16 protein-coding genes and 4 pseudogenes are annotated in these 22,708 nt (G+C 73.0%); 16 read left to right on the top strand and 4 right to left on the bottom strand.

What is annotated here, in order from left to right:
* Positions 1-762 precede the first annotated feature (762 nt).
* The 5 genes and pseudogenes from UG55_RS16665 (at position 763) to UG55_RS16685 (ending at position 5,193) form a co-directional block, all read left to right on the top strand.
* A complete protein-coding gene (locus tag UG55_RS16665; RefSeq protein ID WP_066069727.1) occupies positions 763-1,716 on the top strand; it encodes a TerB family tellurite resistance protein in 954 nt (317 codons plus the stop codon).
* A gap of 122 nt (positions 1,717-1,838) precedes the next feature.
* Positions 1,839-2,285, top strand: a complete 447-nt coding sequence (locus tag UG55_RS16670; RefSeq protein ID WP_066069730.1) for an NUDIX domain-containing protein — start codon at positions 1,839-1,841, stop codon at positions 2,283-2,285.
* A gap of 180 nt (positions 2,286-2,465) precedes the next feature.
* Positions 2,466-2,760: pseudogene (locus UG55_RS47400) on the top strand (SAM-dependent methyltransferase); the annotation flags it as partial.
* Between the two features lie 129 nt (positions 2,761-2,889).
* Positions 2,890-3,579, top strand: a complete 690-nt coding sequence (locus UG55_RS16680) for an AIM24 family protein (RefSeq protein ID WP_066069733.1) — start codon at positions 2,890-2,892, stop codon at positions 3,577-3,579.
* A gap of 69 nt (positions 3,580-3,648) precedes the next feature.
* The gene (locus UG55_RS16685) at positions 3,649-5,193 is read left to right on the top strand and encodes a CoA transferase (protein WP_083986902.1); all 1,545 of its coding nucleotides are present in this window, start codon (positions 3,649-3,651) and stop codon (positions 5,191-5,193) included.
* 27 nt (positions 5,194-5,220) lie between these two features.
* Here the strand turns inward: UG55_RS16685 and UG55_RS16690 are convergent, their stop codons facing one another.
* Positions 5,221-6,495, bottom strand: a complete 1,275-nt coding sequence (locus UG55_RS16690) for a hypothetical protein (protein ID WP_066069737.1) — start codon at positions 6,493-6,495, stop codon at positions 5,221-5,223.
* Positions 6,496-7,106: 611 nt separating this feature from the next.
* Here UG55_RS16690 and bfr point away from each other — a divergent pair.
* The 6 genes and pseudogenes from bfr to UG55_RS16720 all read left to right on the top strand — a co-directional run bounded on the left by bfr (position 7,107) and on the right by UG55_RS16720 (position 12,172).
* On the top strand, positions 7,107-7,589 hold the full coding sequence (gene bfr / locus UG55_RS16695) for a bacterioferritin (RefSeq protein ID WP_066069740.1): 483 nt from the start codon (positions 7,107-7,109) through the stop codon (positions 7,587-7,589).
* A gap of 235 nt (positions 7,590-7,824) precedes the next feature.
* Entirely contained in the window at positions 7,825-8,421 is a 597-nt protein-coding gene (locus tag UG55_RS16700; protein ID WP_066069743.1) for a haloperoxidase, read from the top strand.
* A 96-nt stretch (positions 8,422-8,517) separates the two neighbouring features.
* On the top strand, positions 8,518-8,943 hold the full coding sequence (locus UG55_RS16705) for a helix-turn-helix transcriptional regulator (protein WP_066069746.1): 426 nt from the start codon (positions 8,518-8,520) through the stop codon (positions 8,941-8,943).
* Between the two features lie 242 nt (positions 8,944-9,185).
* Positions 9,186-10,097 (top strand): cation diffusion facilitator family transporter, encoded by a 912-nt coding sequence (locus UG55_RS16710; protein WP_242424646.1) that lies wholly within the window; start codon positions 9,186-9,188, stop codon positions 10,095-10,097.
* A gap of 422 nt (positions 10,098-10,519) precedes the next feature.
* Positions 10,520-10,879: pseudogene (locus UG55_RS38190) on the top strand (hypothetical protein); the annotation flags it as partial.
* Between the two features lie 858 nt (positions 10,880-11,737).
* The gene (locus UG55_RS16720; protein WP_066069752.1) at positions 11,738-12,172 is read left to right on the top strand and encodes a CBS domain-containing protein; all 435 of its coding nucleotides are present in this window, start codon (positions 11,738-11,740) and stop codon (positions 12,170-12,172) included.
* 122 nt (positions 12,173-12,294) lie between these two features.
* Here the strand turns inward: UG55_RS16720 and UG55_RS16725 are convergent, their stop codons facing one another.
* From UG55_RS16725 to UG55_RS16735, 3 genes are all read right to left on the bottom strand, one after another.
* Positions 12,295-12,552 (bottom strand): Prokaryotic metallothionein, encoded by a 258-nt coding sequence (locus tag UG55_RS16725; RefSeq protein ID WP_066069755.1) that lies wholly within the window; start codon positions 12,550-12,552, stop codon positions 12,295-12,297.
* Between the two features lie 76 nt (positions 12,553-12,628).
* Positions 12,629-13,264 carry a response regulator transcription factor gene (locus tag UG55_RS16730; RefSeq protein WP_066069757.1) on the bottom strand — a complete coding sequence of 212 codons (636 nt, stop codon included), beginning with the start codon at positions 13,262-13,264 and terminating at the stop codon, positions 12,629-12,631.
* 159 nt (positions 13,265-13,423) lie between these two features.
* Positions 13,424-14,791 carry a DUF2889 domain-containing protein gene (locus UG55_RS16735; RefSeq protein ID WP_066069760.1) on the bottom strand — a complete coding sequence of 456 codons (1,368 nt, stop codon included), beginning with the start codon at positions 14,789-14,791 and terminating at the stop codon, positions 13,424-13,426.
* A gap of 1,363 nt (positions 14,792-16,154) precedes the next feature.
* Between UG55_RS16735 and UG55_RS45470 the strand changes: the two genes are divergently transcribed.
* The 5 genes and pseudogenes from UG55_RS45470 to UG55_RS16755 all read left to right on the top strand — a co-directional run.
* On the top strand, positions 16,155-16,300 hold a 146-nt coding region (locus tag UG55_RS45470), incomplete at its 3' end, for a hypothetical protein (RefSeq protein ID WP_255360496.1).
* A 1-nt stretch (position 16,301) separates the two neighbouring features.
* Positions 16,302-16,747, top strand: a pseudogene (locus tag UG55_RS38195) (molybdopterin-dependent oxidoreductase); the annotation flags it as partial.
* Between the two features lies 1 nt (position 16,748).
* Positions 16,749-18,509, top strand: a pseudogene (locus tag UG55_RS16745) (FdhF/YdeP family oxidoreductase); the annotation flags it as partial.
* 1,395 nt (positions 18,510-19,904) lie between these two features.
* Positions 19,905-21,306 (top strand): tetratricopeptide repeat protein (locus UG55_RS16750; RefSeq protein WP_242424656.1); only part of this gene is annotated, 1,402 nt, incomplete at its 3' end.
* A gap of 296 nt (positions 21,307-21,602) precedes the next feature.
* The gene (locus UG55_RS16755) at positions 21,603-22,637 is read left to right on the top strand and encodes an MBL fold metallo-hydrolase (RefSeq protein ID WP_066069775.1); all 1,035 of its coding nucleotides are present in this window, start codon (positions 21,603-21,605) and stop codon (positions 22,635-22,637) included.
* Positions 22,638-22,708: the final 71 nt, after the last annotated feature.

The following is a 22,708-nucleotide window of genomic DNA, read 5'->3' on the forward strand; positions in this document are numbered from 1 at the left end:
GCGCGGGAGTGCCGATCGCGCGCCTGAAGGGCTCCTTGTGTCTCCTGCCGAAACGTCTTGACGACCACGGTGGCGCAGGGGCCGCAACCCCTGCGGGCGAAGGACACGCAAAGCNCTTCAGTCGCTGTCGGCGAATCCTCGCGGANCCGTGGCGCGGGGGTGGGCGACGGGTGTTGCGGGGCCTGTGGGTGCTCTGAAAGCCCTGGNAGCGCCGTTGCGGCGAGGTCTGCGGGCGGCCGGCGGCCCGGCCAGTCGCACTTCTGCGGGTGGTCGCCGGCCCGGGTGTCCGCGGGCGGGATCGGGACCGTCGAACGGGCGGGACGGTGGGGTCCCGGTGCCGGCCCGGGGGCGCCGCCGGCCGGGCNTCACGGCCGGCCCGACGGCCGGGGTGTCCCGTCTGATCAGACAGCTGTGTTACCCGAGGCCGGCTTGATGCCGGGCTGTCACCCGAGGTGCGGCTCGACACCCGACCGTCACCCGAGGCTCGGCCTGGTACCCGGCTGTCACCCGAGGCGCGATCAGCCTCCGACGGCCGCCCGGGGCGCGGGTCAGCCCCCCGGACTACTGCTCCGAACGCCCGATCGTGTTCCACAAAGCCCCCTGGCCAGGCAGGCGCCCCGGTCCAGACCACGTCCGCGTTGGCGCGGGTCGGACCGGGCAGTGCCCGGGCCTCCCCCGTCTGGGGGATGATGTACCGCGCGGGGTGTCCCACTGCGGGCACCGCGACTCCTCGTCCTCGGCCCCGTCGGGAGGTAATCCGCGATGTCCCCGCCTGCCTTGATCCGGCTTGAGGCACGCCTGCTGGTCCGTGTCGGCAACAACGTGCTGCTCGCCCACCTGCCAGGTGACGCCTGGCACGTGCTACCCGGGGGACCGGTCCAACCGGGGGAGAACACCGAGCACGCGCTGGCCCGGAATCTGGGTGGCCTCGCCGAGTTGATCGGCCCCGCCCGGTCTGGCCCGGGCGGGTGGAGGTTCATCGGCGCGGCCGAGCACGCGGGCGACGAACTGGGCAACGCCTCGCAGCCGCGGGACGCGCACACCCTGACCATCCTGTTCGCCGCGGACTGGCCCGGCGGAGTCCCGCTCCCGTCCACCTGGGAGGGGCACGAGCTCGTCCCGGTCGACCGCGACCTGTTGGTGACCACCCGGCTGCGCCCGCTTCCGGTCGCGGCGGCCGTCCGGCGATGGGTGATGGACGAGTGGCCGCTGTGGCGGGGCCTCACCCCCGGCGCGGGTGAGGTCGGGCGCCTCGGTCGCCGTCTCTCCGTCGCCTCGCTGAAGGCGCAGCTGGCCGCCAGGCGTGAGGAGCTGCGCGGCAACGCCTTCCGCGACGCCGCCGTGGCGATGTGCGCCCTGGTGACCGCCGCCGACGGGCGGGTCGACCCGGCCGAGCGCGACGGGCTGCGCGCGTTCGTCGCCAGTGACCCCGTGATGTCCCATTTCCCGGCCGACGAGCTGGAGGCGCTCTTCGACGCGCATCTCCAGCGGCTGGTCGAGGATCCGCCGGCCGGCCGCGCGGCCGCGCTCGCCGAGATCGCGAAGGTCCGGAACCGTCCCACCGAGGCCGCGGCCGTGATCCACCTGGGTGAGGTCATCGGCCGGGTGGACGGGGAGTTCGTCCTCAGCGAGAAGGCGGCGGTCCTCGACGCGGTGCACACCCTGGGGCTCGACCCGGCGGAGTTCGCGCCGTCCGCACTGCCCCGTCCGGCCTGATCTGGCGGCGCGGGCAGCCGTGCGTTGCGCCGCCTGCCCGCATCGGCGCCTGCGTAAGTGCCCGCCCGCGTAGCTGGCCGCTGGTTCGTCTCCCGCCGACCTCCCACTCGTTTGGAGCGTTCATGGTTTCCTTCGCCCCCGTCGAGATCAGCGCCCGGGTGCTGTTCATCACCGGGGACCGCGTTCTGCTCGCCAGCCGTCGCGGCCAGTCGTGGTTCTACCTGCCTGGCGGAAACGTCGCGCCGGGTGAGTCCGTCGAGGCCGCCCTGCGGCGGGAGACCCGTGAGCAGGCCGGTATCGATGTGCACGACCTGGAGTTCATCGGCTGCGCCGAACATGTCTACGTCGAGAAGGGCGTCCGTTACCAGGAGATCAACGTCCTCTTCGCGGCTGATCTGCCCTGGGGCTTCCAGCTCGGCAGCCTGGAGATCGACGTGGACCTGACCACGGTCGCCCTCGCCGGTCTGCGCAGCCTGGATCTGCAGCCCGCCTCGCTGAGGAACGTGATCGACGGCTGGCTGACCGACCGCAGGCCGTCCTGGCACGGTGCGAAGGCGGCCGCCGGCTGAGCCGGCCCCGGCCCCGGGCGGGGCGCTGACGGCTCGGTCCGGCGGGCCGTGGTCCAGGCCGCAGGATCCCGCCGGCTCCTGCCGGTGCCGTCCGCTCCGATAGAGCCGAGCGGGCCGCGCGCGGAGCCGATGTCCACGGCGAGGCCGGCGGAGGCGGGCGAGCCGGGTGGGTTCGGGGCCCGTGACGGGCTGTTCGACCTGGTCGTCGCGGCCGGGAACGTCATCCCGCTGCTGGCCGAGGGCACCGAGGCGGGTGTGCTGCGGGCGCTCGCGGGCCGCCTGCGGTCGGGCGGCCTGCTGGTCGCGGGCTTCGGTCTCGACGCGGGGCACCTGCCGCTTCCCGCCGCGCCTTTCGGGCTCCCCGAGTACGACTCGTGGTGCGCCGCCGCCGGGCTGGTCCTCGACCGCCGCTTCGCCACCTGGGACGCCGACGCGAGCCTCGCCGTCGACGGATACGCGGTGAGTGTGCACCGCCNGGCCTGAATGCCTGCCCGCGCCACCGCGACCCACTGACCCACTGACCCACTGACCCACCGAGACCCACCGCGTTGAACGGCCGGCGCACCCGCGGAGTGCGTCGACTGCGGTCGATGCCCGGCGTTCAATGGTGTCCGTGAATCAACCACTTGGGCGCCATGCGGCAGGGGACGACGGCGGGCCACCGTTCGCGCTCGAGGCGGGTGACCGGATGCTGCGGGTCCGTCTCGACGGCGGTGAGATGTACGCGAAGCAGGGCTCGATGGTCGCCTATCGCGGCCAGGTCGACTTCGCCTACAAGGGTCAGGGCGTGGGTGGCTACCTGCGCCGGGCGGTGACCGGCGAGGGCCAGGACCTGATGCGGGTCAAGGGCCGCGGCACGGTCTGGTTCGCCGAGTCGGGCAGCCACATCTCGATCTTCCATCTGGACGACGACCGCCTCACGGTCAACGGCCGCAGTCTGCTCGCGCTCGAGTCCGGCGTCCGCTACAAGATCACGACCACGTCGGGCGGGGTCGGCGCGATGATCGCGGGTGGCGTCTTCAACACGGAGGTCTCCGGGACGGGTGGCGTCGGGGTGCTGTGTCTGGGCAGCCCCCTGGTGCTGTCGACGGACGAGCCGGTCTGCGTCGACCGGGACGCGGCGGTGGCCTGGACGGCCGGCGTGCGCACCAGGGTTGTCTCGACCTTCCGGGTCGGCAACCTGTTCGGGCGGACATCCGGTGAGCTCGCCCAGATCGAGTACCGCGGGCGGGGTGGTTTCGTGGTGGTCCAGTGCGGCGAGGTCCCGGCTCGTGGCGCCGAACCGAGTGGCTGACAGCCGCCGCACCCGCTGGGCCGCGGAGCACCCCCGAGCGGATGACCCCCGAATCGGGTGGGTCACCGGGTGACCGGGTCCTTCAAGGACGAGCTCGCGCGTGTCCTGCGTGCGGCGGGCCTGCCGCTGCCCGCGGAGTGCGACCCCGACCGTGACGGCGAGCACGGGTCCGGCGCGGCGGCACGGGATGGTTCCGGCGCGGCGGCGTGGGCCGGAAGCGCACTGGACTGGGCGGAGTCCGGGCTCATGTGGCTCACGGGCCAGCCGGGCCAGCCGCCGGTCGTTCCGGCGGCCCCGGTACTCGGGCGGGCCCGCGCCGCGGGCCGGCTGCTGCTCGCCGTGTCGACGCGGCTGGGCACGCCCGTCGCGGTGGATGTCGCCGAGCTGCTGGGCGGGCGCGCCGCCCTGCTGGGCCTGCGCCGCGGTGGCACTGTCTCGGCGAACGGCAGCTGCCGGCTGCTGCGAACCGCGGACGGCTGGGTGGCGGTCAACCTCCCCCGCGAGGACGACGTGGACGCCGTTCCCGCCCTGCTCGGCGCCATGCCCGCGGACATCCTGGCAACGGCCCCACTGGAGCGGGGGCCGGGGGGAGCCGCTGGCCCGGCCGGGCGGACCGGGAGTGACCCGCTGGCTGAGGCCTGGGCCGCGCTGACCATCGCGCTGCCGGGGCGGCGCGGCCGTGACCTCGTCGAGCTCGCGTGGTTGCTGGGCCTGCCGTTGGCCGCGCTACCCGCGGCCCCGCCCGCCGCGCCCCCGGCGCCGGTCCGGATCTCCGGCGGCACCCCGGCGGAACCCGGCCTGCCGGTGTCCTGCCCGCAGGCGTCCAGCCGCCCGCCTTCCGAGCCGCCCGCCCCCGGCGGGAGGGTCCCGCTCGTGGTCGACCTGTCCTCCCTGTGGGCCGGACCGCTGGCGGCGCACCTGCTGGGGCGGATGGGCATGCGCGTGCTGAAGGTCGAAAGCACCCACCGCCCGGACGGGGCACGCCGGGGTGACCCGGACTTCTTCCACTGGCTGCACGCGGGGCATGACGGTTGCCGGCTCGATTTCACCGATCCCGCCGGGCGTGCCGCGCTGCACCGCCTCGTCGAGCGGGCCGAGGTGGTGATCGAGGGCTCCCGGCCGCGCGCGCTGGCCCAGCTCGGCCTGGACGCGGACCGATGGGTGGCGGCCCGGCCCGGGAGGGTCTGGCTGAGCATCACCGGCTACGGCCGCCAGGCCGCCGCCGCCGGCCCGGGCGCCGGGCCGGTGGCCTTCGGGGACGACGCGGCGGTCGCCGGTGGCCTGGTCGCCTGGTCTGGGGCGGTCCGTGGCGGCGGTGTCCCGGTCTTCTGCGGCGACGCGATCGCCGACCCGCTGACCGGGCTCTACGGCGCCCTCGCGGTCGCGTTGTGCCGCGCCGGTGGCCGCGGCGCGCTGCTCGACCTGGCCATGCGTGACGTCGCGGCCTTTGTCGCGCACCCGGGCCCCGCGGCGTCGTCCTGGTCGGTCACCGGCTCGGACCGGTCTGGCTGGACGGTGCATGAGGCGGGCCGCCGGACCCCCGTGCGCCCCCCGCGCGCCCCCCGTGCCGCGGGCGCTCCGCGCCGCCCGCACACCCGGCAGCCACCGCCCTGATGCCCCCGGCCTGACCCTCGCCGGCTTTCAGTCTTCGTCCGGACGTTCCGGGAGGTCCCGCGGCTCGGGGTTGCCGGTGGACGAGTCCTGGGAGCTGACGATCTCGGTCGGCGGGTCGGGATCCTCCGCCCCGTCGGCCCCCGCGGTGCCCATCGGCGGGGCGCCGGGCCGATCTCCGGCCGGGTTGCCGGGTTGCGCATCGGCGTCCTCGGCTCTGGGGACGGGGGCCCAGGCCGCCACCTGCACGATGACCTCGTCACCGGCGACCGTGACGGCGTCATCCGAAATGTGGGGACCACTACCGGCCTGGCCCGGCCGGGGCAGGGACTGGTCTCGTCGGACGGCGGCGTCGTAGGCCGCGAACCGGTACGGAATGCGTTCGAAGGCGGCCGGGTGCCCCCCGGTCCGCGGGCCGGTGGCCGGCGGCGAGGGCGCCAGCGCGATCGGGCGGCGGCGCGGACCGTAGCCGGGTCGGTCGTGGCGCGGGGCCACGCGGACCCACACCGCCGTGCCCACCGCGGCCATCCACAGGCTCCACACCAACCGGGCGAGGACCGGCACCGGCGGCAGACTGACCAGGCCGGCCGTGGACGCGGCGCCGGCGACCAGCAGCGCCGAGCACAGGAGGCCCCCGCCGACCAGGGCCGGCCGGGCCCACAGCAGGCCGCGCAGGCGAAGCCAGTCCGTCCACACCCGGGCGGTCGCGATGAGACGGCCGAAGGAGCCGCCGCGCGGGGACATCCCGCGCCCCACCGGTCGCAGCGGGCCGAACGGCCACCAGCTGTCGAGGACGGCGCCGACGAAGCGGGTGGCGACGAGCGCCGTCCAGCCGGCGAGCAGCAGCGGCCCGATGATCTCACCGCTCAGCAGCCCGGCGGTGACCCGCAAGGAGTCGAACGTGAGTACGTCGGGGGTGATCCGCCCCGGAACCTCCACCGGGTGAGCGAGCAGTGGCACCGCCACCAGCCACAGCGACCACTCGAACATCATCGACAGGCCTGCCGCCATGGCCAGGCACAGCAGCAGCCACCGGGCGCCGCGGCGGGCGGGCGCCGGGTCTCCGTACCCTGCCCGGATCACCGCGGTCGTCAGCGGCACGAGGAGGAAGGCGGCGACGGCGGTGAGGGACGTGAGGAGGGCCAGGGTGCCGATCCGCGAGCCCAGGGCCGTGAGGGCCGCCCCGGCCGGCTCGTTGAGCACGCCCGGGTAGCGGAAGACGCGCGCCATCCCCGCCACCCCCAGCGCGTTGGCCAGCGCGCAGCAGACGAACAGGGCGGCGCCCGCGTCCGTGCCACGTCGCATCGAGGCAACTCCAGGTACTTTGACCGGGTTCCGAGGAACCGCTTCCAGCCTGAGCGTCGCACGGACACTACGTTCCGCTGTCTTTTAGCTGTCGGTTGCCCGCGCCATGTGCCCCGTGTATCGCCGTGGGTCCCGGGAAACGCCCCCCATGGCTGCAGGTAACCCGCCAACCCGCATGCGCGGAGGTCCCGGCGGGTGGAAACGGCGGGCTTCACCGGGCCGTGTCGTGCCGTTTCCGTCCGATCCGTGCCGCAATCCCGGGCGGCCCGTCGGGCGCCCGGCAGGAGTCAGTGAAGCCTTCCCTTACTGAGGACAGGCTAGCCTAAACAGGCATCGATGTGACCTTCGCTTCCCCCCACCGTTGTGCGTTTCGCCCAGCTATGTGATTTCCTGTTTCCTGGGCAATTCAAGATGCGCGGCGTCCGGCTCCGGCCGGGCGGGAGCGAGCCGCCGGCGACGAGTCGGCCGCCCGCTCTGTCCCGGCGCTTCCGGGTAGGACCTGCATGGACGGATGACAGGCCGTGCCAGGGGGGTGCCGTGGGCGATGGCTGCCGCAACAGGCATGCTGGGTGGGCCGCGGCTTGCTGACGCGTGGGAGACGAGTGAGGGAGATGGCGACGGTGCGTGGCGACAAGGACATCATCGACCTGTTGAACAGGGTACTGACCAACGAACTGACAGCCATCAACCAGTATTTTCTGCATTCGCGGATACAGCGGAACTGGGGCTATCGCCGAATTTCGGACTACTACTACCACGAGTCCATCGACGAGATGCGACACGCGGACGAGCTGATTGAGCGCATCCTCTACCTTGACGGCCTGCCCAACCTGCAGCGGCTGCACACACTGCGGATCGGCGAGACGGTGCCCGAGCAGCTCGCGACCGACCGCTCGCAGGAGGACGAGGCCGTCGAGCTGCTCCGCGGCGGAATCGCGCTCTGCCGGTCGAAGAACGACGTCGGCTCCGCGGTTCTGCTGGAGAAGATCCTGGTTTCCGAGGAGGAGCACATCGACTGGCTCGACGCCCAGCTCACCCTGATCGAGCAGGTCGGCGCGACGAACTACCTCGCCCAGCAGATTCACGAGAGCTAGTCACGGAAGCTGGTCACGGAGGCTGGTCCGAGCCGGCGGAGCCGTGGGCTGTGCCGGTGCGGGACGGGTGTCGTCCGCCGGACACGGATCGGGCGGTGGGGGTGCCGGCCGGGGGTGCCGGCCGGGGGATAGTGTGCCTGGCCGGAATGGATCTACGCTCGCCGGATGGTGAGCGTCCTGCCCCGCCGTGGGCCTGACGGCGCAATGGCGCGCCAGACAAGGAGAACACGGCCTCATGACCCCCCTGACCGCAACGATCGACCCCAGGTCCGCCGAACACGACACAGGCCCGGAGGATCGCCCTCCTGGTGAAGCGGTCCGGGCTGTGGTCGCGATGCTGGTTGGTCGCGGCGAGAGCCCGGAACCCTATGAGTGGCTCGCCGGGCGGCTGGCGCTGGACGGCTATGGCGCCACCGTCGTCCCGGGCGGCGGCAACGTGGCACGTTCCGTCGGCGAGATCCGCCGTCCCGGGGTGCCCTTCGTCATCCTCGGCTCCGACTCGGGGGCCCTGGCCGCCCTGGCCATGGCCGGCTCGCCCGCCGTGCGCCCGGACGGGCTGGTGCTGCTCGGGCTCCCAGTGCTGCACGTCCCCGTGGCGGGCATCCCCGTCGCCGACCCGCCCCCGCGCGTGCTGCCCGACATCCCGATTCTGCTCGTACACGGCAGGGATGACCGGATCAGCCCGCTGCCGCTGGTGCGGATGACCACCCGGACGGCCGGGCGGACGGACCTCGCGGTGGTTCCTGGTGGGCACACGGTGCTGGCCGGGCCGGGGCGGCGCTGGGTGCCGGCCCGGGTACTGCTGTTCATCGAGGGGCTCATCGACGGCTGAGCGCCCTCGGTCACCCACCGTCGCCGGCCGGGTCCGGTGGCGGTGGGAGCAGGTTCACGGTCGCCTGATGTCAGCGTCCGCTGTACTGTTCAGTACATGGTGAAGCTTGTGGCGCATGGAGAGGTCCTGGCGAGATTCGGGCACGCGCTGTCCGACCCCACCAGGGCGCGTCTCCTGCTGGTGCTGCGCAAGGGTCCCGCCTACCCGACCGAACTCGCCGAGATCCTCATGGTGAGCCGGACGAACCTGTCCAACCATCTGGCCTGCCTGCGTGGTTGTGGCCTGGTGGTGGCCGTTTCGGAAGGCCGCCGCCTGCGTTATGAACTGGCCGACGGCGCGCTCGCGCACGCGTTGGACGACCTGCTGAGCGTTGTCCTCGCCGTCGATCCGGATCATGCCCACGGCGACGAGCATGCCCACGGCGACGACCACGCCCGGGGCGGCGAGCTCGTGGCCTCCGGCGCGCTGCCCGCCGGGCCCGCCGCGAGCGGTGGCGACCGCACCGATCGGCCGGACCGGTGACCTTCTCGGCCGGCCGGCGTGCGCGGAAACCCGGCCACGAGCATCCCCACACCCACACCCAGGGCATCACCCCCGCCCCCAGCCACGTTCCGCGGCAGGCCCAGCGCCCCCACGCGCATGGCGCGCGTGCGCATGGCGCGCACGCGCACACCGCGGATGGCCTGCACGGTCCGGCGCGCTCCGGGGCCGCCCGGGGCGGTGGCGGTCCCGCGCCGCGCAGCCCTGCCTCCCAGTACCGGAGGATGGCCGCGGCGACAGCCCTCAACATCGCGATCGTCCTGGGCCAGGCCACCGCGGGTCTGATGGTGGGTTCGGTCGCCCTGCTCGCCGACGCCGCGCACAACCTCGCCGACGCGGCGGGAGTCGCGTTCGCCATGGTCGCAATCAGGCTGGCTCGGCAGGAGCCGTCCGCGAGCCGCACCTTCGGGGGGCTGCGCTGGCCGGTGCTCGCCGCCCAGGCGAACGCGGCGAGTGTCCTCGTGGTGACGACGCTGGTGTGCGTGCAGGCGGCCGGGCGGCTGGCCCATCCGGAGCCGATCGACGGGCTGGCGGTGCTCACGGTCGCGCTCGCGGCATCCCTCGGGAACGGCGTCAGCGCGCTCTTCGTGTACGAGCGCCACGGTGACCTCAACACCAGGGCAGCTGTCATCCACCTGGCCTCGGACGCGCTGGTCTCCATCGCCGTGGCCGCGGCCGGCCTCGTCATCTGGCTCGCCGATGGCTGGTACTGGCTCGACCCGGCGCTCTCGCTCACCGTCGCCGGTCTGATCGGCGCGCAGGCGCTGCGCCTGCTGGCGGAGTCCTCCCGGGTGCTGCTGGAGGCCGCTCCGGCCGGCCTGGACATGTCAGCGGTGCACAGCGACGTGCTGGCGGTGGACGGGGTCACCGGCGTGCACGACATGCACGTCTGGAGCCTGTCGGACCGGGTCCTCGCCGCGAGCGCCCACATCGAGGTGGCCGGTCATCCGACGCTGGAGGAGGCCCGGGAGGTCGCCGACCGGGTCAAGGCCGTGCTGGCGGAGCGGCACGGGGTGGAGCACGCGACGGTGGAGACCGAGTGCGAGCCGTGCGCGCCGACCGGCAGCGACCCCTGCGGGGTCCGCGCGGTGATGACGCGGCGCGCCTCCCACCTCATCCCGGCGCACCGCCACTGATCCGCACCGCCACTGATCCGCACCGCCACTGATCCGCACCGCCACTGATCCGCACCGTCGCTGATCCGCTCCCTCGCTGACCCAGCCGGTTTCGGGACGGGCACACCTCTCAGGGGAGTGCCCGTCCGTCCGAGCCGAGGGAGCGTCAGGTGAGCAGTTCGCGAACGTCCGGTCAGGAAAGCCAGGTGCTGGAGTTCGACCCCGTCTCCGGGGAGGCCGGCTCGGGGCTACTGGCCATGTCCACGGTCGAGACCACGCACTCGACCTTGTTCTTCCTCGCCGACCGCGTCTACAAGATGCCGAAGCGGATGGTGTCCGGGCCGACAGATCTGCGCCGCCGGGCGGCCCGCGAGGCGGCCTGCCGCGCGGAGGTCGTCCGCAACCAGCCGTTCGCGCCCGGCGTGTACCTNGGTGTCGCCGACGTGAGCGATGACGCCGGCCAGCCGGTGGAACACATGATCGTAATGCGCCGCCTGCCGGCCGACCGCCGGCTCTCCGAGCTGATCGCGCGGGGCGAGCCGGTGGACGGACCCCTGCGGGAGGTCGCGCGGGCGCTCGTCACCTTCCACGAACAGTGTGCGGTCCCGGCCCGCGGCGGCGGCCACAGCAGCCTGCCGGACCTCGAGGCGGCGTGGCTGACGGCGGTGGACGGGCTCACACCGCTGAGCGGCTCCATGCTGAACGCGGACGAGATCGAGCAGATCGCCGAGCTCGGCCAGCGCTATCTGCGCGGCCGCGGAACGCTGATCGACGCGCGGGCCGCCCGCGGACGCATCCGGGACNGGCACGGAAACCTGGTCGCCGAGCACGTCTTCTGCCTGCCGGAGGGCCCGCGGATCCTGGACCGGCTGTCCGCCGACGGCGGCCGGCGCGTCGCGGACGTCCTGTCGGACGCGGCGACGCTGGCGGTGGACCTCGAGCTGCGCGGGGTCCCGGCCCTGGCGGACCGGTTCTTCCACTGGTGCGCGGAGTTCTCGGGGGAGAGCCATCCGCCGTCGCTGGCGCACTTCTACCTGGCGTACCGGGCGGTCGCCCGCGCCGGCGAGTCGGGCGTGCGCGCCCATCTGGGTGATGAGCCGGCCGCCGCGGAGGCCCGGCGGCTGACCAGGATCGCGCTGGAGCACCTGCGCCGGGCCAGGGTGCGGCTCGTGCTGGTCGGCGGGGCGCCGGGAACCCTCCGCTCGGCCGTGGCCGAGCGGCTCGCCACCGATGTGGACGGCTGGGTGCTGCTGGCGTCCGACGTGATCCGCGCGGAGCTCGCGGTCGACCGCGAGCGCCAGCCGGCCGGGGCGGCGCCGCGCGAGTTCGGGTCGGACGAGTCCGTGTACGCCGAGATCCTTCGCCGGGCGCGGGAGGCGCTGGAGAACGGCGACAGCGTGGTCGCGGAGGCGCGCTGGCCTTCGGCGGCGCGGGCCGCGGGGGCCCAGGTCGCGGCCGGCACCTGGGCCGACCTCATCGAGCTCGACTGCCGCGAGGCCGGTGCCTCGTTCGACGGTGTCGTGCGCAACGGCCGACTCGCCGCGGGTATCACCGCCTGACCGTGTGCGGACAATCACGGTGGGTATGTAACTGCGGGTCGGTGCGGCGGCGTGGGCCGCCGACCGGCGACCAGCAGGCAGGACGACGACAGGGGGAACACCATGACGACGGCCCGGGACATCATGCATGGGGACGCGCAGTGCATCGGCGCGGACGAGCCGCTGACCAGCGCCGCCCGCATGATGCGTGACCTCGGAGTCGGTGCGTTGCCGATCTGCGGTGTCGACGACCGGCTCGGCGGCATCATCACCGACCGCGACATCGTCATCCACTGTCTGGCGGAGGGGAAGGACCCGGCCAGGGTCTGCGCGGGTGAACTCGGTCAGGGAAAGCCCTTCTACGTACGGGCTGACGCCGACCTCGACGTGGTCCTCGACGAGATGATGTCGCACCAGGTCATGCGGATGCCGGTAGTCGACAACAAGCGGCTCGTCGGCATGATCAGTGAGGCGGACCTGGCGCGGAACCTGCCCAGCGACAAGATCGGGGCACTCGTCGAGGCGATCAAGAGTGGTCCGGCTGACCGGGCTGGCTGACCGGCGCTCCGCGCGCCCGGCCNGCCGTCCCGTGCGTCGCGTTCGTGGCGGGGCGGGGCGGCGGGTGTTCTCCGGTCGACGGACCCTGCCGGTAAGGACTCTGCCGGTAAGGACCCTGCCGGTCAGTTGGGGTGGGCGCCGACCGCGTCCCGGATCTCGCGCCCGATGCCACCGCTCTGGCGGGCGCAGTGCGCGCAGCAGAAGAAGCGCCCGGACACCTCCACGCCATGGCCGATCACCCGGCAGTCGCAGTGCTCGCAGCGTGGCGCGAGTTTCTGCACGGCGCACTCGAACGAGTCGAAGTTGTATGTCTCACCGCTGACGACCCGGATCTCGAAGGCCATCCAGTAGTCGTTTCCGCAGGTGTCGCAGGTTCGCATGGCAGTCTCCCCGGTCGGCACACCGGCGAGGCTACGTGTGGTGCCCGGTTGATCGCATGTCGTGGTGAGGGCTGGGTCAGGCCTTGAGCCGGGCGGCGAAGACCGCGGCCTGGGTTCGGCTGGTGAGGCCGAGCTTGCCGAGAATCGCCGACACGTAGTTCTTCACCGTCTTCTCCGACAGGTGGACGCAGGCCGCGATCTGGCGGTTGGTCATGCCTTCGGCGATCAGCCGGAGAATCTGCCGCTCCCGGGCGCCCAGGGCGGCGAGCTGCTCGTCCTCGGCGGGTTCGTCCCGCAGCCGGGCCAGCACCTTCTGGGTCACCGCCGGGTCCAGCAGCGACCTGCCGGCCGCGATGGTGCGGATCGCTCCGACGAGGTCGTTGCCTCTGATCTGCTTCAGCAGATACCCCGCGGCGCCCGCCATGATCGCGGCGAACAGCGCGTCGTCGTCGTCGTAGGAGGTGAGGATGAGGCAGCCCATGTTCGGGTGCGTGGAACGGATCTCCCGGCACACCTCGATCCCGTTGCCGTCCGGCAGGCGGGCGTCGAGAACGGCGACGTCGGGACGGGCCGCTGGGATGCGTCGCAGTGCCGCGGCCGCGGTCGACGCCTCGCCGACGACCTCGATGTCCCCGGAATCCTCCAGCATCTCGCGGATGCCCCGGCGGACGATCTCGTGATCATCCAGGAGGAAGACGCGAACTCCAGTCATGATCAAGAAAGTACCCGGGCGAAGGCGTCTGCCGGGCGCCCCGCGGGGAGGTCAGCCGGTACGGACCTGCCCGTCCGGGACCTTTGCCAGGGTCTCGGCACGTCCAAGGACATCGTGACAGTGCTCCTTCCCGATGCTGGGCGCCCGGGCGGCGCGGGCTCAGTCGTCGCCGCGGTGCCCGAGGCACGCGATCAGATCGGGCAGGTCGCCGAGCGCGCGAAGGGTGTCGTTCAGGTGGGTGCAGGTGGACGTCCCGGCGAAGGTGCGGCTGACCTCGCGGCGCAGGCCCGCGGCCGGCAGGCCGACGATGCGCCCGGCGCTGCCCAGGGCCTCGGGGCACTCCCGGCCGGGTAGCACCCCCGCCCGCGCCGCCGAGCGGGTGATCAGCCCGGCTCCGTCGACGTCCGCTTCGACCCCGTACTCGTGCACGACGACCTCGCGCCCGGGTCCCTCCAGGTAGGTGTCCCGGAACAGCGCGTCCACCCGGACCCCGGCGCCGGCCGGCGCGGCACCCGGCGCGGTAGCGGCGGGTGCGGCGGCGGGATCCCCTTCGGTGCCGACCGGGATGACGTCGATCCGGCGAAGGCGCCGCATGGCGTGCTCCGACATCGCCGGCAGCGGATGCCACCCCTGCGGATCATCTTCCAGGCCGAGGTCACCGGCCGGGACGCTGATCGCCTGGACCGGGGTGGCCGGATTCGCGCGGCGTTCCGCGGACAGCCGCGCGAGCAGCCCGTCCTGCTGCCAGCCGGCGCACACGTCGAGCATGGGGTTCCCGCCGGACTCCGCCCCGGCGTTCGGGGTGGACTCCGTGCGGAAGATTCCGTTACGGCCGAGGGCGGCCCCCGACACCAGAACCGCCACGGGGACGTCGTCCAGGAGCTGACCCAGCAGCGAGCGTGCCGTCTCGGCCCCCGCGCTGCCGGCACCGACCTGACCGGTGCCGGCGCCGGCACCGGCGCTGTCGCCGAGGAGCGCGCGCCGGGCGGCGGAGCGGAAGCCCGCGCGGGTCGAGACGCCGACCAGCCCCGGCAGGGCCGGCACGGCCGGCTCGGACTCGATCTCGAGCACGGTGCCGGGGGCCGCCATGTAGTCGAGGACGATGCGCAGCCGGGCCTCGCCGAGCACGACCGCGCCGCCGTCACGGGTGGTCAACAGGTCGCGGCCGATGCCGCTGAGGTGCAGTGGGCCGGTCAGTCCGGCTGGGCGTTCCATCATCACCGAGATCGTCCGCCGGACCGAGCCCGGGCGGCGGGCGGGTGTTCCCCGCACCGAACCCGTTGTGCCGGGCCACAGCAGGGCGGTTTCGGGTGCCCGGGCATCCGCGGCTTCCCCGGCCTCGCGGACCGGCGCCGGGGCGCCGCGGCGGTCGGCGGCGTGCCGTCCGCCGCCGCCGGAACCGGGGTGACGGGTGATCTCGTCGGTGCGGGGCCGGCCGGTGTGCGGAACGCGGGGGCCGGGCCGCCCGGGTGTGAGCCGGGTGGATGAGGCCTGGACGGCGGTGGGTGCCGTCTGACCGTGCGCCATGCGCGTTCTCCGATCGCTGCTCTCCGGCGCGCGCGTCCGTCCCGCGCGCTCGCCCGCGGCCCGCGTTCGCCCGCGTGCGCTGCTGCTTCCACGCGAATTTGTGGCGGACGCGGCTGCCCGGCCCCAGGATATGGTTCAGCCACCGGCGAATTGGTCCCTCGCCGGTGATGGCCTTTTCACAGTGTTCGGGCGCGGAGGTGTGACCCACACCGCCCGCAACGGTTACCCGCACCGATCCCCGTCGGGATTCTTCGGACGATTTGGGCCGCGATCGGTCGCGTCACAGTGGTCGGCGGCGGGCGGCGGGCGGTCGACCGACCGGCCGTGGTGGGCCGAGTGGCGGGGAGCGGATGCCGGGCGCCGGTGCGGTTCAGGAGGTCGCGGTGGTCTGCGGCATGAACGTGTCGGTGGGAACCGTGGCGACGATGGGCTTTCCGTATTCCGTGAACGTGACGTCAAGCCGGTCGTCGTCCTGGCCGGTGATCTGGCGCAGCGGCACGGCCGGACCGATATTCGAGACATACAACGTGGCGGATTCCATGGTGACGCGCACCGCGGGCGTCCCCAGCGCGACAGCCCNGTCGACCGTCGCTTTCTCGCCGGCGTCGATCCGCTCCTTCATGTTCAGGATCTCGTCGACGGCGCTGCTGAGCGACAGGCTGTCGGAGGTGCCGACCGTACCCGTGTTGATCCACTGGTCGGCCCGGGCACCGGGGTAGGACGCGGTGGCGTTGGGGCCGCGCACGTAGGCGATGTTGGCGATGCGCAGCACCTCGACGCGCTGCCCGTCCCCGTCGAGGACGCCCAGGACGGTGCCGTCGGCCCCCAGCCGAAGGTCGATTGCCGGGGCTCGGCCGCTGTCGCTGCCGCGCCCGACGTACCGGACGGTGGTGGCCGCGCGCAGCGCCTCCGCCGCGGTCGAGATGATCTCGGCGGCGGGTCTGGACTCGACCCCGTTGCGGGGCCCGGTGACCGTCACCTCGACCCCGGGCTCCGGGGCCGGCGTGCCGCCGGGTCCGTCGTTGCCGGCGGCATCGCCTCCACAGGCGGCGAGCGCCAGCGTGAGTCCTAACACGGCGGTCAGTGCGGCTAGTCCGGGCAGTGGGGTCCGCGTCCTTCTCATGGTCGACCTTTCTCCAGCGGCGGACCGGTTGCGGTGCCCCGGGTTCGCGGGGCTTGGGCCGCCGGCCCCAGACGGGTGGTCCCTCCCAGTGCCACCCGCCAGCGGAATGGCCTTCAGGTGACTTTGCGGACGATACGAGCATTTATGGGGACATGCAGCCCGTTGGTGAGGCCCGTAGGGTGGCGGACAATGGCGGCCGGCATCAGAGCTGGCCAGCGTGCCGACAGTGAGCGGAGGGTGATGGGTACCCGTCCTTCCCAGCGGCCATTGACCGGTCAGGTGTCGCCGGCGGATGAGGACACCGGTCTCACCATCGGTAGCCCCGCCACCTCCGCCGCGGGTATCCCCGGAGTGGCGCACGCGCTGGCGAGCTGTCACAAACTGATNGGCGTCCGCCGTTCCGTCCAGACACTTCGCCTGCTCAATCAGGACGACGGATTTGACTGCCCGGGATGTGCCTGGCCCGATCCTCGCCCCGCGGACCGTTCGCGTACGGAGTTCTGCGAGAACGGCGCCAAGGCCGTCGCCCAGGAGGCAACCCGGGCCCAGGTCACGGCGGAGTTCTTCGCCGCGCACAGCCTGCCGGACCTCGCCACCCGCTCCGGGCACTGGCTCGGCGAGCAGGGCAGGCTGGTGCAGCCGATGTACAAGGACGCCTCCCGCGACCACTACGTGCCGGTCAGCTGGGACGACGCCTTCGCGATCACAGCCGCCGAGCTGAACGCCCTGGAAAGCCCGGACGAGGCCGCCTTCTACACCTCGGGGCGAACCAGCAACGAAGCCGCGTTCCTCTACCAGCTTTTCGCGCGGGCGTTCGGGACGAACAACCTCCCNGACTGCTCGAACATGTGCCACGAGTCCTCCGGCACCGCCCTGATCGAAACGATCGGGGTGGGCAAGGGTTCGGTCACGCTGGCGGATCTGGAAACCGCGGACCTGGTTCTCGTGGTGGGCCAGAACCCGGGTACCAACCACCCGAGAATGCTGACCTCACTGGAGCGGTGCAAGGCTGCCTCCGGCAGCGTCGTCGCGGTGAATCCGCTGCCGGAGGCGGCGCTGATGCGTTTCCGCAACCCCCAGAACGCCCGGGGTGTGCTGGGCCGGGGCACCGTTCTCGCCGACCAGTTCCTGCAGATTCGGCTGGGTGGGGACATGGCGCTCTTCCAGGCGCTGTCGGCCCGCCTGCTCGCCGCCGAGGAGGCCCGTCCCGGCACCGTCCTCGACCGCGCCTTCATCGAGGAGCACACCACCGGCTTCGAGGAGTTCGCCGCGCACCTGCGCACCCGTCTCGACCCCGCCGACGTCGCGGCCGCCACCGGCCTGCGCCCCGCCGAGATCGACGAGCTGACCGGGCGCGTGCTGCGGGCCGACCGCGTGATCGTGTGCTGGGCGATGGGTCTCACCCAGCACCCGGACGCCGTCGCGACGATCCGGGAGGTCGTGAACTTCCTGCTCCTGCGCGGCAACATCGGCCGGCCGGGCGCGGGCGTCTGCCCTGTTCGCGGCCATTCCAACGTGCAGGGCGACCGGACCATGGGCATCTGGGAACGCATGCCCCAATCGTTCCTGGACGCGCTCGGTGCCGAGTTCGCCTTCACCCCGCCGCACCACCACGGCCTGGACGTCGTCGACACCATCCGGGCGATGCGGGACGGTCAGGTGAAGGTCTTCGTCGCCATGGGCGGGAACTTCGTGGCAGCCACCCCCGACTCCGCCGTCACCGAGGCGGCGATCCGTCGCTGTCGGCTCACCGTGCAGGTCTCGACCGCGCTCAACCGGTCGCACGCGGTGACCGGCGAGCGGGCACTGATCCTGCCGACGCTGGGCCGCACGGAGCTCGACCTGCGGGCGACCGGCCCGCAGCGGGTCAGCGTCGAGGACTCGATGGGTGCTGTCCACGCCTCCCGCGGTCGGTTGGCTCCGGCCGGGCCGGACCTCCGCTCCGAGGTGGCGATCGTCGCCGGCCTGGCGGCGGCCACGCTGGGTGCGGGGGCGTCCGCGGCCGCTGATCGACCCACTGTGGACTGGGCGGCGCTGGCCGATGACTACCGCCTTATCCGCGCGCACATAGCCAACGTGGTTCCCGGGTTCACCGACTACGAGACCCGCCTCGACGAGCCCGGCGGCTTCCAGCTACCGCATCCGCCCCGCGACAGCCGTACCTTCCCGACGCCGACCGGCCGGGCCGCCTTCTCCGTGAACACCTTCGAGACCGTGCCGATCCCGCCCGGCCATCTGCTGTTGCAGACCATCCGGTCACACGACCAGTACAACACCACCATCTACGGGCTCGACGACCGCTACCGCGGGATCCGCCGCGGCCGCCGGGTGGTGCTCGTCAGTCCCGAGGATCTCGCGGAGCTCGACATCGCCGACGGGGCGCGCGTGGATGTCGTCGGAGCCTGGGGTGACGGTCTCGAACGCCGCGCCCCCGATTTCCGGGTCGTCGCCTACCCGACGGCCCGCGGCTGTGCCGCCGCCTACTTTCCGGAGACCAACGTCCTGGTGCCGTTGGACAGCACGGCGAAGCGCAGCAACACGCCGACCTCGAAATCAATCCTGATCCGCCTGGAAAGCGCGGGAAGCGGGAGCTGAGCCCCGCCGCCGACGCACTGCCGGGGGCGTGCACTTCCGGCCGTTGTGGCGTGATTCCCGGGTGCCGGGCCGTTTTCGGTGCGGTTGCCGTCNGCGATCTGACAGTGATGACTGGCATTCCGGGGCGCGGATGCCAGGGTTTCGGACGCGGGCGCGAGGGTCGCGTTCTCGCGCCTATAGGGCTTTCCGTGTCCTGCCCGCAGAGCCTTGACAACCAGCGTCGCGGAAGGGTCGAAACCCTCGGATGACAAAGGACACACAGAGCCCTGTAGTCGCGGACACCGGACAGGCGCCGGACCCGGCGGACGGTGCGGGTGACCGAGTTCCGGGGCATCTCGGACGTCTGAAGGCCCTGGTAGCAGCCCTGCGGCCGGGCTGTTGCCGCCGGCCGCGGCCCCGCCGGTCCGCTCCGGCCGCACACACCGGCACCGGTGCCGTGCGGAGCCCTCCGGCGTCGGCGGCTCCGAGGAGAAGGCGGACGACTGGCGACCCGGCGCCGATACCGTCCCGCTGACCAGCGGGACACGCGGCCCACCCGACCGCACGGGACATCCCACCTGATCAGACATGGCTGTCACCTCGACCCCAGCAGATCACCGCCGAGCGGCCTGCTCCAGGTGGACGACCCGGCCCGCGCGGCCCGAATCGTCGAGATCTCCTGGTCATTTCGAGTGCGGGCATCCCGGGGTATCCGGACCGGGAAACGTGGCTCGGGGAAGACCGACATTCGTCCTGTTCGGGGCGTGGCGGGGAACGACCTGTTTCCGTCGGCGTGTTGAGTCAGGAAACGGCCTCGGTCGCCGCACAGTGGGCACTGTCCACGGCGGCGCGGCGGGCCTTGTGGACTGATCGGATCCGAGGAGTTCCTGTGCGCCCGTCGTGGCAGGTCAGCCGATGGTGAGAGCTTCTTTCCCCGGCTGCCGGCCGCCGGTGTGGAATGTCCGGCCCCGGGATCCGTTTTTCGTGGGGCGGGCGGAGCTGCTTTCGCGTATGCACCGCGAACTGTGCGGTCCCGGGCGGGCCCGGTCGGCCGCGCCCGGCGGCTACGACCACGACCACGACCACGGGAGCGGCGGCCGGCGGGTCGGCCTGATCCCCGCCGGTGGGGCCGGTGGAATCGGCCGGTCGCGGCTGGCTGTCGAGTACGCCCATCGCCACCGCGGCTCCTACGGGCTGGTGTGGTGGGTGGATGCCGCTACTCCGGCCCGAGCCGAGGCTGGTCTCCTGCAGCTCGCGGCCAGGCTGGAGCCGTCCGCGGCGGGCGGTCGAACAGCGGCGCTGCGAAGGCTCTGGATCGTGCTCGCCGAGCGCCCCGACTGGCTGCTGATCTTCGATGACGTCGACCCGCGCACGGGTCTGGGTGCCGCCGCACCACCCGACACGGGCAGCGTGATCATGATTGGTGACGGTCCGGAGCTGGCCAGGCACGCGCCTGCCCTGTCGGAGGTCGGCGAGCTCGGGCGGGCCGACGCCGTCCGCCTGCTCCAGCTCCACGACAGCCGGCTCACACGCGCCGAGGCGGACGCGCTGGCCGCGGCCGTCGGGGGTCTGCCGCTGGCCCTCACGCAGGCAGGCCGCCTGCTGGCCGCCACGGGCGAGTCGGCCGCGGCCTACCTCTGCCGCCTCGAAGAACATTCGCGGCGGACCGAGCACCCGGCCGCCGAGCACCACCGGTGTCTGTCAGCGGTCATCGAGACGGGCCGTGCATGGTTGGCGGAGAGCGCTCCGGCCGCGGCGGCCGCGCTGGACGGGCTGGCCGTTCTCGCCGCCGCGCCGTTGCCGGCCGGGACTCTTGCCGCCGCACCGGGGCTGGTTCAGCTCGGGCTGGTGGACCATGGTGGCACCGAGGTCCGCGTGCATCCGCTGGTCCAGGTGCGGCTACGGGCCGGTCTGGCGGACGGGCGGCAGGCGGTTGCCCTTCTCGCTGCCCAGCAGCTGCTTGTCGCGGCCGGCCACGCGGCCACTGCCTCCGGTCACGGCGGCACCGGAGATGGTCATGCTCTCGGCGGGCAGGGGCACGCGGGCGGCGTGCTCGTATCGCTGGAACCGCACATATCCGCGCTCGCGGCCTGGATCGACCGGCTTCCCGGGCCGTCCGCCGCGGCGGAGATCCCGGAATTCCGCGCGCTGACGCTGCGGGTGGTCCGCCACCTGCACGCCGGCGGCGGGTACGACAGCGGTCGGGAGCTGGTCCGCCGCGCGCGCCGGCGGTGGTCCGGCGGGCTCGGGCCGGACCACGCCGACACGCTTGCCGCGGCAGAGCTCGAAGCGGCGTTCCTCGTCGACGGTGCCGACGACCTCGTGGCCGCACGCACGCTGCTGGGGCAGGTTCACCTTCACCGGGCGGAGACGCTCGGCGCGGATCATCGCGACACGCTCCGCAGCTCGTGGCACCTCGCTCGCGTTGACGGAGAGCTGGGCGACTTCGCCGAATCCATCCAGCTGTTTCGCGACACGCTGGAGTGCCAGCGGGCCCGGTTCGGCGCGGAGGATCCGGACACCCTGCGGTCGGCGCACGGGCTCGGTGTGGTGCTGACCCGGTGCGGCGAGTTCCCCGAGGCGCGTGAGCTGCTGGCGCTGGCGCATGCCGGCCGCGGCCGGAGGTACGGCCTCGATCACGTGGACACCCGGTGGAGCGCGGTGGCGCTCGGTGTCGCGCTGCGCGGCCTCGGTCAACCAGCCCAGGCCCGTGAGCTCCACGAACGTGTGCTGACCGGTGCGCGCCGGCAGTTCGGTGACGAGCATCCGCAGACCCGTTGCGCGGTGCTGGAGCTGGCGCTCGACCTGGTCGCTCTCGNTGCCGCGGATCATGGGCGGGACCTGTTCACGGAGGTGATCGGGTGGGAGGTCTTCGGCTNGTGCGACGGCCCCCCGGCCGGTGCGGGCGGATCGGCGGCCCGCTGGGCGGCGCGCCACCGGACCGAGATCGCGAAGCTCTGGTCGCGCGGCTGAGACATTTGGCTTAAAGATAGGTCTAAATGGTGTGACGGATCGTTTTCGTGGGCCCGCGCGCGGATCGGTGAGCGGGCGCGGGCGGAGTGGAGAAGGTGAGCTGATGAAGGAGACCGATCGCGGCGCCGTGGTGACCCGAGCGTGACGGGGGTGCCGCGTCCGGCGGGCAGCCTGCGGCCCGAGGTGGAGCGGCTGCGACCAGGTCTGTGGAGCATTCCCGTCCCGCTGCCGACGGCCGGCCTGACCCATGTCTTCATGTACCTGTTCGAGACCGATCATGGTGCGTACGTGATCGACTCCGGGTGGGACACCGACGAGGCGTTCGCCGCGGTCGAGCGGGGCCTCGCCGCCGCCGGCTACGCCGTCACGGACCTGCGTGGCATCATCCCCACCCACATGCATCCCGACCACTACGGACTGGCCGGGCGGCTGCGGGAGGCGTCCGGAGCCTGGATCGGGCTGCATCCAGCGGATGCCGCGGTGCTCCGGGTGGAGCCGCTCCACCCCGCGGACCTGCTCCGCACGCTGAACGAGGCGATGCTGCGCGCCGGGGCGCCGCCCGAGGCGATGCGTGAGGTCACCGCACAGCATCTGCCGCGCGACCCGCTGCCGGGCTTCGCCCGCCCCGACATCCTGATCGAGGACGGCGACCGGCTGGACATACCCGGCTGGGACCTGCGCGCGGTGTGGACGCCGGGGCACTCGCCGGGCCATCTGTGCTTCTGGGAGCCGGTGAACCGGCTGCTGCTCTCCGGCGACCACGTGCTGCCCCGAATCACACCGAACATCCCGTTCGGCGGCGAAGCCGGCGATGATCCGCTGGGGGACTACCTGCGTTCCCTGGACAAGGTCGACGCGCTGTCGGCCACCGCCACCCTGCCCGCCCACGAGTACCGCTTCGACGGCCTGTCCGAGCGGGTGGAGCAGCTGCGCCGGCACCACGAGCAGCGGTTCGCCGAGGTTCGCGCCGCGCTGGCCGGCGGCCCGGCGACCGGCTGGGAGGTCGCCAGCCAGATGCGGTGGTCTCGGCCCTGGGACGAGATAGAGGGCTTCGTGCGGCGCAGCGCCGTGTCGGAGGCGCTCGCGCACCTGCGGGCGCTGGAACGGCGGGGCGTGGTCCACGAGCGGCCCGGTGAACCGCCCACCTGGTGGTTGACCGCCTCAGCCGGCGGCTGAGGCGGTTCGGACCGGCAACCGGCGGGTCGGCTGATTCCGACTGGTTCGACCGGGGCTGAACAGAACACCGC

This window comes from Frankia sp. EI5c (assembly GCF_001636565.1).
GTDB lineage: Bacteria > Actinomycetota > Actinomycetes > Frankiales > Frankiaceae > Parafrankia.